This is a genomic window from Cupriavidus sp. SHE (assembly GCF_000812445.1).
Classification (GTDB): Bacteria; Pseudomonadota; Gammaproteobacteria; order Burkholderiales; family Burkholderiaceae; genus Cupriavidus; species Cupriavidus metallidurans.
In genome coordinates, this window is sequence record NZ_JWMB01000020.1 from 40,968 (window position 1) to 54,190 (window position 13,223).

The 13,223-nt window shown below is 65.2% G+C and carries 11 protein-coding genes and 1 tRNA gene; 7 read left to right on the plus strand and 5 right to left on the minus strand.

What is annotated here, in order from left to right; genetic code table 11:
- Positions 1-9 precede the first annotated feature (9 nt).
- The 5 genes from rnhA (at position 10) to RN01_RS10745 (ending at position 5,669) form a co-directional block, all read left to right on the plus strand.
- Positions 10-447, plus strand: coding sequence for a ribonuclease HI (gene rnhA / locus RN01_RS10725; RefSeq protein ID WP_008641621.1), 438 nt, complete (start codon positions 10-12; stop codon positions 445-447).
- A 22-nt stretch (positions 448-469) separates the two neighbouring features.
- On the plus strand, positions 470-1,195 hold the full coding sequence (gene dnaQ / locus RN01_RS10730) for a DNA polymerase III subunit epsilon (protein WP_017511732.1): 726 nt from the start codon (positions 470-472) through the stop codon (positions 1,193-1,195).
- A gap of 124 nt (positions 1,196-1,319) precedes the next feature.
- Positions 1,320-1,394, plus strand: a tRNA-Val gene (locus RN01_RS10735).
- A 618-nt stretch (positions 1,395-2,012) separates the two neighbouring features.
- Positions 2,013-4,751, plus strand: coding sequence for a cation-transporting P-type ATPase (locus RN01_RS10740; RefSeq protein ID WP_024570371.1), 2,739 nt, complete (start codon positions 2,013-2,015; stop codon positions 4,749-4,751).
- A gap of 30 nt (positions 4,752-4,781) precedes the next feature.
- On the plus strand, positions 4,782-5,669 hold the full coding sequence (locus RN01_RS10745) for a universal stress protein (protein ID WP_038315058.1): 888 nt from the start codon (positions 4,782-4,784) through the stop codon (positions 5,667-5,669).
- Between the two features lie 123 nt (positions 5,670-5,792).
- Here RN01_RS10745 and bluB read toward each other — a convergent pair whose 3' ends face one another.
- The 5 genes from bluB to RN01_RS10770 form a co-directional block, all read right to left on the minus strand.
- Positions 5,793-6,482, minus strand: coding sequence for a 5,6-dimethylbenzimidazole synthase (gene bluB, locus RN01_RS10750; protein WP_017511734.1), 690 nt, complete (start codon positions 6,480-6,482; stop codon positions 5,793-5,795).
- Positions 6,483-6,585: 103 nt separating this feature from the next.
- Entirely contained in the window at positions 6,586-7,182 is a 597-nt protein-coding gene (locus RN01_RS10755) for a ParB-like protein (protein ID WP_017511735.1), read from the minus strand.
- 164 nt (positions 7,183-7,346) lie between these two features.
- The gene (locus RN01_RS10760) at positions 7,347-8,945 is read right to left on the minus strand and encodes a rhodanese-related sulfurtransferase (RefSeq protein WP_017511736.1); all 1,599 of its coding nucleotides are present in this window, start codon (positions 8,943-8,945) and stop codon (positions 7,347-7,349) included.
- A complete protein-coding gene (locus RN01_RS10765) occupies positions 8,942-9,562 on the minus strand; it encodes a cysteine dioxygenase (protein ID WP_017511737.1) in 621 nt (206 codons plus the stop codon). Before RN01_RS10765 ends, RN01_RS10760 begins: the two co-directional genes overlap by 4 nt.
- Positions 9,563-9,664: 102 nt before the next feature.
- A complete protein-coding gene (locus tag RN01_RS10770; protein ID WP_024570372.1) occupies positions 9,665-10,873 on the minus strand; it encodes an acyl-CoA dehydrogenase family protein in 1,209 nt (402 codons plus the stop codon).
- A 194-nt stretch (positions 10,874-11,067) separates the two neighbouring features.
- On the opposite strand from RN01_RS10770, the gene RN01_RS10775 reads away from it, so the two are divergent.
- Entirely contained in the window at positions 11,068-12,159 is a 1,092-nt protein-coding gene (locus tag RN01_RS10775) for an LLM class flavin-dependent oxidoreductase (protein WP_017515339.1), read from the plus strand.
- A 36-nt stretch (positions 12,160-12,195) separates the two neighbouring features.
- A complete protein-coding gene (locus RN01_RS10780) occupies positions 12,196-13,221 on the plus strand; it encodes an ABC transporter substrate-binding protein (protein ID WP_008641586.1) in 1,026 nt (341 codons plus the stop codon).
- The last annotated feature ends 2 nt before the right edge of the window (positions 13,222-13,223 follow it).

Genomic DNA, 13,223 nt, shown 5'->3' on the forward strand with positions numbered 1-13,223 from the left:
CTTATATACATGCAAGAAGTCACGATTTACTCCGACGGAGCCTGCAAGGGCAATCCCGGCCCCGGCGGCTGGGGCGCCGTGCTCGTCGCCGGCGGCCACGAGAAAGAACTGTTCGGCGGCGAAAGCCCCACCACCAACAACCGCATGGAGCTGATGGCGGTCATCGAGGCGCTGCGCGCGCTCAAGCGCCCATGCATCGTCAATATCTATACGGACTCGCAATACGTGCAGAAAGGCATCAGCGAGTGGATTCACGGCTGGAAGGCACGCGGCTGGAAGACGGCGGACAAGAAGCCGGTCAAGAACGCCGACCTCTGGCAGGTACTGGACGAAGCCCAGAAACCTCACCAGATCACGTGGCACTGGGTGCGCGGTCACAACGGGCACCCCGGCAACGAACGCGCGGATGCGCTGGCCAATCGCGGGGTGGCGTCGATCAATACCTGACCCGTCGTTTACAATCCCGCCCATGCGACAAATCGTTCTCGATACCGAAACCACCGGCCTCAATCACGCAACAGGCGACCGCCTGATCGAAATCGGCTGTGTGGAACTGGTGAATCGCCGCCTGACAGGCCGCCACCTCCACTTCTACGTCAATCCAGAGCGCGACATCCATGAGGATGCCATCGCCGTGCACGGGATCACGCTCGATTTCCTGGCCGACAAGCCCAAGTTCGCCGAGGTCGTCAACGAGGTCCGTGACTTCGTGCAGGACGCCGAACTGATCATCCACAACGCGCCCTTCGACCTTGGCTTCCTGGATATGGAATTCCAGCGCCTGGACCTGCCGCCGTTCCGCCAGCACGCCAGCAACGTGATCGATACGCTGCGTGAAGCCCGCCAGATGTTCCCGGGCAAGCGCAACTCGCTGGATGCGCTGTGCGACCGACTGGGCGTCAGCAATTCCCACCGCACGCTGCACGGCGCACTGCTCGATGCCGAACTGCTCGCCGAGGTCTACCTGGCGATGACGCGCGGCCAGAACTCACTGGTCATCGACATGCTCGACGGCGCCACCACGGATGGCGAGACGCGTAGCACCGCCGACCTGTCCGCCATGACGCTGCCCGTGCTATTGGCCTCCGAGGAAGAAATCTCGGCGCACATGGGCGTGCTCAAGGAACTCGACAAGGCAAGTGGCGGCAAGACGGTCTGGCAAGAGGCCTCTCCTGCCGAAGCCGCCACGCAGTAGGGCCTGGCGCCTCCCGAGGGATCTCGAAGAAAATTCGAAAAAGGGCTTTACAAGATACCGGCCCATCGGCATAATCTCGTTTCTCCACTGCACGACATCAGCAGCAACGATGACGAAGCAGCATGGGTGGTTAGCTCAGCGGTAGAGCACTGCCTTCACACGGCAGGGGTCACAGGTTCAATCCCTGTACCACCCACCAAATTATTGGCTAGCAACGCCTTACGTTGCCCTGAACCCGGTTAGCTGACGAGCTTTCCGGGTTTTTTGTTGTCTGTCGATGGCCGAAGGTATTCGTCATCCTTCACCGATCACGATACTGGGCGCGCCCATCGAACGCTCATCGATAACGTCGACTCCCTATCCACCCTCTCGACCTGCCGATCATGGCTGGTGATTCTTGCCGCTTCGGCAAACCCATGCCTTGCGACGCTGCGGCTTGCTCATCCCGGATGAGGCTCGCGGGCGGGCGCCGAGCCTGCAGATATCGCACCTCCCTGGCGGATTGACGGCTCCGAATGCGCCGTTGACGGTGACTCCGCCCTGCCCCAATTCGCGAAGAAGAGCTTTGACCACTTTGACGCAGATCATCTCCCTCAAGCGCCAAGCGATGTTGAAATAGAGATGTGCAGTGCATTCCAAGGTGTTGTCATCGGGGCGTGATCGAAGCAAGCTAGTATCTGATACGCCCTTTCTCCGTCAGGCCGTCGCCGTGTCGCAGGCCCCCCAGAAGATGCCTGCGGCTTGACTAGGCGATGCGCGCCTCCGATCGAAACGCGAGACCGGCCCGCCCGGTTGCAGAAAAAGGCCCCGACTCCACATGACTGGTCCTCCTGCCAGCCACGACACCGAAAACCAATCGCCCCCCATCTGGCACACGCTCACCGACACACAGGTCGGGCAGACCTTGCAGACCAGCGCAGCCGGTCTGAGCGCAGCCGAAGCCTCCCGTCGACTGGACGAGTACGGTCCCAACCGTCTCGCACCACCCAAGCGCCGCGGCCCGCTGATGCGGCTGCTGCTGCAGTTCCACAACATCCTCCTCTACATCATTCTCGGCTCGTCGATCGTCTCGGCGATTCTCGGTCACTGGGTCGATGCGGCCGTGCTGCTCGTGGCGGTCGTGATCAATGCCGTCATCGGGTTCATCCAGGAAGGCAAGGCCGAAGCCGCCATTGATGCCATCCGCGCCATGCTCGCCCCGCTTGCGTTCGTGATTCGCGATGGCCAGCGGCACGAAATCGCCGCTGCGGATCTGGTGCCGGGCGATGTGGTCGCGCTGGCTTCGGGGGACCGGGTGCCCGCCGATCTGCGCCTGACCTCGGTCAAAGAACTGCGGGTCGAGGAGGCCGCGCTCACCGGCGAATCGTTGCCCGTGGAAAAGAATGCCGCGCCCGTGGCGGAAGACGCGCCGCTGGGCGATCGCTTCGACATGGCGTACTCCGGCACGCTAGTGGTCTACGGACAGGCGACCGGCATCGTGGTCGCGACGGGTAGCGCCACGGAACTGGGCAGGATCAACGAGATGCTCAGCAGCATCGAAAGCCTGTCAACGCCGCTGGTACGGCAGATCGATCGTTTTGGGCGCGGTCTGGCGGTAGCCATCCTGTTGCTCTCCGCCGTGGTGTTCGTGGCCGGCATTCTCTGGCGTGGCCACTCTGCAGCTGACATGTTCATGATGGCCGTGGCGCTGGCGGCCTCCGCCATCCCTGAAGGGCTGCCTGCAATCATGACCGTCACGCTTGCGCTCGGCGTGCAGCGCATGGCCCGGCGCCATGCCATCGTGCGGCGCCTGCCGGCGGTGGAGACGCTGGGATCGGTGACGGTGATCTGCTCCGACAAGACCGGCACGCTGACGCGCAATGAGATGACCGTGCAGCGCATGGTCTGCGCGGGCCATGTATTCGATGTCGGGGGCGTCGGTTATGCGCCGGTGGGAGACTTCAGCATCGACGGGCACATCGTCGACCCCATGAGTTGCGCGCCGTTGGCCATGGCCCTGCGCACCGGCGTACTCTGCAACGACGCCAACATGCGCAATGACGAAGGCATGTGGCACGTCGAGGGCGACCCGACCGAAGGTGCATTGCTGGTGGCTGGCGCCAAGGCGGGCGTGGAACACCAGAATCCTGAATCCGGCTGGCATCGACTCGATTCCATCCCCTTCGAATCCGAGCACCGCTTCATGGCCACCTACCACCACGATGCCGATCATGCGCCGTGGATCCTGATAAAGGGTGCGCCTGAGCGCATCCTCGACATGTGCGCGCGGCAGTGGAATCTCGATGGGGAGCGCCCGCTGGACGTGGATTACTGGCGCCGCATGGCGACCGACACCGCGGCGCAGGGCCTACGCCTGCTCGCCCTGGCCTGCAAGCGCGCGGCGCCCGCGGGCGACAAGCTCGCGTTCTCCGATATGGAAACCGGCTACACGATGCTGGCGCTGGTCGGCATCATCGATCCCCCGCGCGAGGAAGCCATCCGCGCCGTCAACGAGTGCCACCACGCCGGCATCCGGGTCAAGATGATTACCGGCGACCACGTCGAAACAGCACGCGCGATCGGCGCGCAGTTGGCGATCGGCGTCGGCAAGCCCGCTTTGACCGGCAGCGAGGTGGCACTGATGGACGATGCCGCACTGCGCCGGGTGGCGATGGAGGTGGACGTATTCGCGCGCGCCAGTCCGGAGCACAAGCTGCGCCTGGTCAGCGCGCTTCAGGACGGCGGCCAGGTCGTGTCGATGACCGGGGACGGCGTCAACGACGCGCCCGCGCTCAAGCGGGCCGACGTTGGCGTCGCGATGGGGCTCAAGGGCACCGAGGCAGCCAAGGAGGCTTCCGACGTGGTGCTCGCCGACGACAACTTCGCGTCGATCGCCCACGCGGTGCGCGAGGGCCGCGCGGTCTACGACAACCTGAAGAAGTTCATCCTCTTCATGTTGCCGACGAACGGCGGCGAGGCGCTGATCGTGATTGCCGCGATCCTGTTCGACCTGCCATTGCCCGTCACCCCTGCCCAGGTACTCTGGATCAATATGGTCACGTCCAGCACGCTGGGGCTGGCGCTGGCCTTCGAGCCCGCCGAGGCCGGCATCATGGCGAAGCCTCCACGCCCGGTTGGAGAAACGCTGCTGTCGGGCTTCTTTGTCTGGCGCGTAACGATGGTATCCATCCTGATGATGGCGGGGGCGCTCAGTCTGTTCCTGTGGGAGCTATCCGACGGCACCAGCCTGGAAACCGCGCGCACGATGGCCGTCAACGCAGTGGTGGCCGCCGAGATGTTCTACTTGCTCAACAGTCGGCATACCCTGAAGACCGTGCTCAACCGCGAGGGGCTGTTCGGCAACCCGTATGTGCTGCTGGCCATTGCCGCCTGCGTGCCGCTGCAGCTAGCCTACACACACCTGCCACTGATGCAGGCAGTGTTTGATTCCACCGACCTGTCCGCGCTGGAATGGTGCAAGGTGATCGGCGCCGGCCTGCTGGTGTTCTGCGTCGCCGAACTCGAAAAGATCCTGATCCGACGCAAACCGGCTGGTAAGCGTCTGGCTGCCGATTGAATCTGCCATTGAACGATTAGCGAGATGCCCATGACAACTCTCCCCGCAACCTCCCCGCCCGCAAGCCTGATGCTGGCCACCGACCTGAGCCCACGCTGCGATCGCGCCCTGGACCGTGCAGCGGGACTGGCCCAGGCATGGAAGGCCGAACTGATCGTGGCCCATGTACTCGACCCCGCCGCGCACCCGGACCAGGCACTGGCCTGGGCTGCCGATACCGGCGGTGACGGCGATGCCCTGCATATCGCCCGCCAACAGATCGATCGTGACCTGGCCGGACTCCCCGTACGTGCCGAGGTGCGGATCATGAAGTCCCGGGATATCTCGGAGACGATCCGCAACATGGCAACCGTTTCCGGCGTCGGCCTGGTGGTCACCGGCGTTGCGCGGTATGAGCTGCTTGGCCGGTTCCTGCTCGGCTCTAGCGTCGAGCGCCTGGCGCGCACGCTCGCGCAGCCGTTGCTGATAGTGCGCAATCGCCCGCACGCGCCCTACCGCCGAATCGTTGTGGCGACCGACTTCTCCGAAGCCTCGCGTAATGCGCTGCTGACGGCGGCGCAGCTTTTCCCGGGATGCGAACTAACGGCTTTTCACGCCTACCTGCCGCCTTTCGCGGGGCTGACCGACACGCAACCGCAGCCTGCCTCTGCGCAAGCGCAGGAGCGAGCGCAGTACGACGCGTTCATCGCTGCCACCGCCTTGCCCGCTGGAACGCGCGTCACACCGCAGATCGTGCGTGGTGGGTTGGAATTGCACCTGACCCAGCACGTCCGCCAGCACGATGTCGACCTGGTGGTGATGGGCGCGCAGGGTCGCGATGCCCTGACTGGCGCGTTGCTGGGCAGCACTGCCGCAAAACTGCTCGACTGCCTGCCCTGCGACTCAATGGTCGTGCCCCGGCCGCGCTCGGCGGGTTGAAGGTATCGGGGATAGAGGCAACCCGGCCAGACGCAGCGTCAACAACACCGACGCCCGCGACGTTCTCACGGCCGGGAGCCTTTGCGATAGCCACCCCATGCCGCAAGCGGTCGCCCGCCGCTGTCAGTCGCCTCCGGCCTGTTCCCCGCCACCAGAACCAGAGGAAGGCGGCAGGTCCGGGGATGCCCACAACATCTCCTGCAGCGGGCGGCGCTGCCGCCAGCCAATCTGCTCGAGCATCGGCTTTTCATAGAATGCCGGCACCGGCCCCAGGCACAGCAGCCCGAACGGCGTGGCGCCTGCGGGAAGCTGAAGTTCGCGTGCCAGCGCTTCGGGGTCGAACATCGAGACCCAGCCTAGCCCCAGGTTTTCGGCGCGAGCCGCCAGCCAGAGATTCTGCACGGCGCACGCAGCGGACGCCCACGCCATCTCACGCGGCATGCTGCGCCGTCCAAAGACGGTACCGTCATCGGGCGCCAGCACCACGGCCAGCAGTTCAGCGCAATCGCGAATACCCTCCACCTTGATCCGCAGGAATTCCGCGGCCCGTTCCCCCAGAGCCTGTGCCGTGGCCTGTCGCTCGGCCTCCACGAATGGAATCAGGTGCTCGCGCCAGGCTGGCGTGCTCAGGCGCATGAAGCGCCACGGCTGCATCAGGCCCACCGAGGGCGCCTGGTGCGCCGCATCCAGCAGCCGTTCCAACTGGTCATCGCCAAGCAACGGCCCGGGCGTGAAATGACGGCAATCGCGCCGCAACGCCATGATGCGGTAGAGCGCTTCGCGCTCGGAAGCTTCAACGTGCGGGCCTGACATGCTTTTTCTTCCTTGTTGTCGATGTCCGCGTTATCCCGAAACGGAATGCAACGCCTGGACGCCCGACAAATACCAAACAGCAGCGACAAGCGCAAGTCGCAGGCTACTTCGCCTGGAACCCCGGCAGGCTCGACGCCCATTTGCTGGCGGCCAGCACCTTCGCGCATTTGACGGCGGCCTGGAAGTCGGCCTTCAGGTCCTCAACGGCGATGTGGCGACGAAAGAAATCGGCCCAGACGAACTCGGCGAAGGCCGTAGGCGTCTTCTGATACCCACCGGCATCGCGCACGTAGCCGGCCAGCGACCGGTACGGATCGTCGATCAGTTTTTCCAGATGGGACGGGATCAGGGTGTAGCAGTGGCGCACCCCGTTCTCGTCCAGCGGATGCACCCACTGGTTCTTGTCCATCTCCCCCCAGAAATCGCCTGGCGCGCTGCTGGAGAGATCGGCCTCCACCATAAAGAAGCCGGACGTAAGGCCCGCCTCCAGCGCCGCCCGGCCAAGGTGATGGTGATCGGTGATGTAGAGCTTGCCTCCGGGGCCTTCGACGGCCGGAATCGGATGCGCCTCCATGAACGCCTGCTGATCCTTGGGCTTCAGCGAGGCCAGGTGCGTCTTCTTGTCCTGCACTTCGATCATGCCCACTGTCAGCTGGGTGGGATGCAGATCGTGGATCAGTGATTCTCGGATCTTCGGCACGGCGGTCGCCCTCCTGGCACATGGTTCGATCCAGGGCCGCAATCGGAAGCGTGAAAGCCGCGTCTCGCAACGTACGTCTCATAAAGAAAGCGGCCCTGGTTCCCGCAAGTATAGGAAACCAGGGCCGCCCCTCCGCTCGGCACGTGCGTTCGGCGTTACCCGTGTCAGACCACCTCGAAGAAGTGCGTGCGGTCCCGGTCGAGTTGGGCGATCAGGCCAAACTCCCAGTCGAGATACGCCTGCATGGCAGCCGCGGCATTGTCGGTGCCTTCATAGGGCCGGCGATACCGATCCGTGCGCGGTACGGCGAGACGAGTTTCCCCCTGCTCTACCGGCAAACCGGCCTCCACCCAGGCCGCCGTGCCGCCTTCGAGCACGAAGACCTCGGCCGACGTCAGCGCCCGCAGATCAACCGCTGCGAACCTCGCCAGCAGGCTCGATCCACAGGTGAGCACATAGCGCTTCGCTGGCCGAATCGCCTTGATCGCCTGAGCCAACTGGGCACGGATGGCAAACCATGCGCCGGGGATATGGCGCTTGACGTAGTTGACGCTGGCGGTCACGTCGATCACGGCGACGTCGCCTTCCTTCAGCCATGCGGCCAGCGTGGCAGGCGAAACGGTCGCCACCTCGGGCGATGGCGGAACGTTCGCGGCCGCCAATCCACGTTCGCTGCGCTCATGTTCGCCAACGGGATCGACAACATAGACTTCCCACCCCATCTGCGCCAGCCACGACGCGCTCATGTTCGCGCGTACGCCATCGTCATCGGCCAGCACGATGCGCGCGCCACGTACTGGCGCCTGATGGTCGGTCTCCTGCACCAGTTGTCCACCGGGCGCGCTGCGGAATCCCGGCAGATGGCCGGCCGCGTATTCCTCGGGCGTGCGGACGTCGAACTGGTAGACCGTGCGGCCGGGCACATGCAGGGACGCCAATTCGCCAAATCCGACACGACGGACCCCAGCCCGCGCGGCAATGGCACGGGCGCCTTCGCGCGCCTTGTCGTGGTTGGCGGCATCCACCTGTACCGGCCCCACACGGCTCGCGCCGTGGTCCAGTTCCTGGCCGGCCAGCTTCCAGCCGATCGTGCCATTGCGCAGCGCCGCCACCGGGTTCGGAATTCCGGCGTTGACCAGCGATTGTGTGCCGATGATGCTGCGCGTGCGGCCCGCGCAATTGACGATCACCTGCGTCGCCGGGTTAGGGGCCAACTCGCGAATCCGCAGCACCAGTTCGGCACCGGGCAGGCTCGTGGCCGTGGGAATGCTCATGGTCTGATATTCGTCGAAGCGGCGCGCGTCGACGATCACCACGTCGGCTTTGCCGTCAATCAGCGCCTGCACCTCGGGTGCGGCCAGCGACGGCGTGTGACGTTTCGCCTCCACCAGTTCACCGAACGACTTGCTCGGCACGTTCACGTCACGAAAGACCTCACCGCCTGCAGCGATCCATGCGGTCAGACCACCATCCAGCAACGAGACGTCGGTGTAGCCAAGTTCCCGCAGTCTGGCCGCCGCGCCCGGGGCCAGATCCTCGCCATCGTGCTCGCCGTACACGACGATGCGCGTGTCGCGGCGCGGGATGCGCGCCCAGGCTTCGAGTTCGAGCTTCGACAGCGGAAAGTTGGCCGCCCACAACGGATGCTGCTGCGCATAGGGGTCTTCCTCCCGCACGTCGATCAAGGCGATCTCGGTGCGGTCCAGCAATGCCTGACGCACAGCCAGGCTGGTTGTCGTCGGAAACGATTGAACTTCAGTCATGACGCGATGGGGTCCTTCGAACGATCCCATGGATTGGGCAAGGTGGAATTGGAATAGCCGGAGATGAATGCCTTGCTGCCGCCGGTCTCCGGAAAGACATGCCGGCGTACCGCGCCGATATTGGCCCCGTACACATGGATGCTGATCGATACGCGGTCGTCGTAGGCATTGTGCACGCGATGGATGTCGCCCACCGTCGGCGACACCGCCTCCACGTCACCGGGCTCCAGCCGCGTTGCCTCGCCTTGTGGCCGTGGCGTGCCATCGGCATCGATCTCGAACGGCTGCGCGTACTCGGACCCGCGCAACATGCCGATCAGCCCCCATACGGTGTGATCGTGGATGGGCGTGCGCTGGCCCGGCCCCCACACGAAACTGACAATCGAAAAGCGTTCGGCGGAGTCGCAGTGCAGCAGCATCTGCTGGTAGTACTCGGGATGCGGCTGCGCGTAGGCATCGGGCAACCAATCGTCTCTGGCCACGAGTTTGGCCAGCAGGCTGCCGCCCTCGTCGAGAATGCGAGCTTCGTCGGGACGCTGGTCGAGCAGCGCCGTGAAGGCGGTAATGAAATCGCGCAGGGGCTTGAGCGCCTGCGCAGGGGTTGGCGATGTGGACATGCCATGTCTCCTGGATCATTCGGCCGTCGTGCCTGGGCAAGGCGTCGCGGCCGATAACGTTTGCCGCAAACATAGCACGACGGCGACGTTCCGTTGCGGGGATCAGTCGGCCAGCGCCGCGCGGCCGGCGGCAGTCAGGATCGAATCGTTCTGAGGCGTGTGGATGCGGCTGCAGAGCACATCGCGATAATGCCGCTCCAGCGGGTTATTGCGACTCAACCCCTGATTACCGGAGAGTTGCAGCGCCAGCTCCACTGCGCGGATGGCATTCCCGGTCACCGTGAACTTGAGCAGCCCGCTATCTTCGGCCGACGGCGGCGTGCCGGCGTCGGTACGCCCCGCCGCATCGTCCAGCAGCACTTCGTTGGCGCGCAGCAGCGCGGCAATCTCGCCGATGGTCTCCTGCACACGCGGCAGGGTTGCCAGCGGCTTGCCAAGACTGCCAGGTGCGCGTTCGCGCACGAAATCCCGAATCCAGTCGTACGCGGCACGCGCCACGGCGTCATAGAGGCTGCCGAGCAGCACCACCATCCACGCCTGCTGGTCGATATTGCCGTCGATATCGGCCTGGCTCGCGCCCGCCGGGGCCCAGGCCGATGGCGGACGGATATCCACCGCATGCTCGATCGGGATCCACACGTCCTCCAGCAAGGTCTCATGGCTGCCCGATGCCCGCAGTCCCATGTGGTTCCAGCTTTCGAGCACACGGATGCCCGGCGTATCGGCTTCGGGCTTCGGCACAAGGAACACCCCGATCCGCGGCTCCGGTTCGTGCGTGCGCGCCCAGACCGCCAGCCAGCGCAGCGCGGGGATGCCGGTGCTGTAGAGCTTGTGCCCCCGCAGCCGCCAGCGATCGCCCACGCGCGTGGCCACGGTGCCCGGCAGACCACCCCGCGCCGGCGAGCCCAGTTCCGGCTCCACACGCAGCGAGTTGATCAGCGCCCCCTCTTCCACGGCCGAGCGGAACACCTGCTCGCGCACCGCCTCCGGCCAGCGTGCCTCGTCCCGGCCGATCGCGCGGTGCTGCAGGTAGGTCATCGTCAACACCAGCGCCGTCGCGGCGTCTCCACCGGCCACGGCGGCGATGATGCGGCGCGCCTCTGCCAGCCCGGCACCACCGCCTCCCGAAGCCACAGGTACCGCCTGTGAGATCAGGCCGTACTGGTGCAACAACGCGAAGTTGTCGTGGGGAAATGTGCCGCGCGAGTCGTGATCGGCAGCCGTGGCAGCTAGGCGCGGCGTGAGTTCTGCAAGAGCTTTGGCCAGCCGCGCCTCACTGGTCGGCAGCCGGCGCAAGGGGGACGAAGACATCGGGAATCCTTCGGAAGACGTGAACGAATCGCTGCATAGCGTACCGCCCGAAGTGGGCTGGCGATAACGACGCAATTCGCATATCGAGCATCGGTTCCCAGCGCATATGGAGTCGCGTTTTTATTCGTTCTCGCACGGCGCGCGCTGGCTTACGGTGGCGGCTCGAACCGTTTCACGAACCAGGAGCGTCACCCATGAGCGTCGACATCATCGGCATGATCCAGAGCCAGAAGCAGTCCGAGATTCACCCTCCTGACGGGCCCGTGATCGATCGCGACTACGTGCGCGCGTTCGCGCAGGCCCATGAGCAGGCCGGGTTCGACCGCATCCTGGTGCCTCACCACTCCACCGGGCCATCGGCCACGCTGACGATCTCCTACGCGGCCACCGTGACCGAGCGCATCCATTTCATGCTGGCGCACCGGCCCGGCTTCACGGCGCCGACGCTGGCCGCCCGGCAGATCGCCACGCTCGACCAGTTCAGCGGCGGCCGGCTAGGGGTGCATTTCATCTCGGGCGGGTCAGACGACGAACAGCGGCGCGACGGCGACTATCTCGATCACGACCAGCGCTATGCCCGTACCGACGAGTACCTTGGCATCCTGCGCCGCCTCTGGACCGAGGACCAGCCCTTCGATCACGAGGGCACGTTCTACCGCTTCCAGCGCGGCTTCTCCGAAGTCAAACCCGCCCAGCAGCCACATGTACCGATCTACTTCGGCGGTGCTTCCGAGGCAGCACTCGCCGTGGCCGGCAAACATGCCGACGTCTACGCACTGTGGGGCGAATCCCTCGACCAGGTACGCGAGCTGACCACGCGCGTGCGTGCCGAGGCCGCCAGGCATGCCCGCGAGGTGCGTTTCTCGGTGTCGTTCCGGCCCGTGCTGGCGGACACCGAGGAAAAGGCGTGGGCCCGCGCCGACAGCATCCTGGAACGCACGCGCGCGTTGCGCGTGCAGGCCGGCTACAGCCGTGGCGGCCCGCAGCAGAGCGAGGGCGCGCGTCGCCTGCTCGCCGCCGCCGACAAGGGCGACCGCGTTGATCAACGTCTGTGGACCGCCATCGCGCGCGAAACCGGCGGCCGTTCGAATTCGACCGGTCTGGTCGGCACGCCGGAACAGGTGGCCGATGCGCTGCTGGCCTACTACGACCTCGGCGTCAGCACATTCCTGCTCCGCGGCTTCGATCCGCTTGACGATGCCGTCGACTACGGTCGCGAACTGATTCCGCGCGTGCGCGCGCTCGTTGCGCAACGCGATGCCGAGCGCCAGCGCAAGGCAGCCTGAGCCGGCCTGAACAACTGAAAACGGGGAGAAAAAACCATGAGCCAGAAGCCGTCCCAACAATCGTCCCGCCCTGACAATCGTCGCCGCAGCCTGCTGCGCCTGGCCGGCACCACGGCCATCGCCGCACCCGCGCTGATCCTGGGCCGTCAGGCGTGGTCGGCCCCGCGCAAGCTCACCTTCGCGTGGAACCAGAATTCCTTCTGCCTGACGCCCATCGTCGTGGCGCAGGAGAAAGGCTTCTTCGAAAAGAACGGCTTGCAGGTGGATCTGATCAACTACAGCGGGTCCACGGACCAGTTGCTCGAGTCGATCGCCACCGGCAAGGCCGATGCCGCCGTGGGCATGATCCATCGCTGGCTCAAGCCGCTCGAAGCCGGCTTCGACGTGAAGATCATCGGCAGCTCGCACGGCGGCTGCGTGCGGCTGGTTGGCGCGAAGGCGGCCGGCGTCACGAATCTTCAGGCACTCAAGGGCAAGACCGTCGGCGTCAGCGACCTGGCCGCACCGGGCAAGCATTTCTTCACGATCCTGCTGGCCAAGAACGGCATCGACCCCGACCGCGACATCACCTGGCGGCAGTACCCGGCCGACCTGCTCGGCGTGGCCGTCGACAAGGGCGAGATCCAGGCAATCGCCGATGGCGACCCGAACCTCTACCTGCTGGAGAAGCGCACCAACGGCGCGTACGTGGAACTGGCCACCAACCTGACGGGCGAATACGCACGGAAGGTCTGCTGCGTGGTGGGGGCGCGGGGCGAGCTGGTTCGCAACGATCGCCCGACGGCGGCCGCGCTGGCGCGTTCGATCGTGCAGGCGACGGACTACGTCAACGAGAACCCCAACGAGGCGGCAAAGGTGTTCGCCAAGTACTCGCCCAAGATCAGCCCGGACGATCTGCGCAAGCTCTACGCCACGCTCACTTACACACACCACCCGACCGGCGTGGATCTGCAGGAGGAGATCGCGTTCTACGCCGACGACTTCCGCCGCATTGGCGTGCTCAAGAAGTCCACCGATGCCAAACGCCTGGCGCAGCATGTCTACGCCAACGTGCTGGGGTAAGA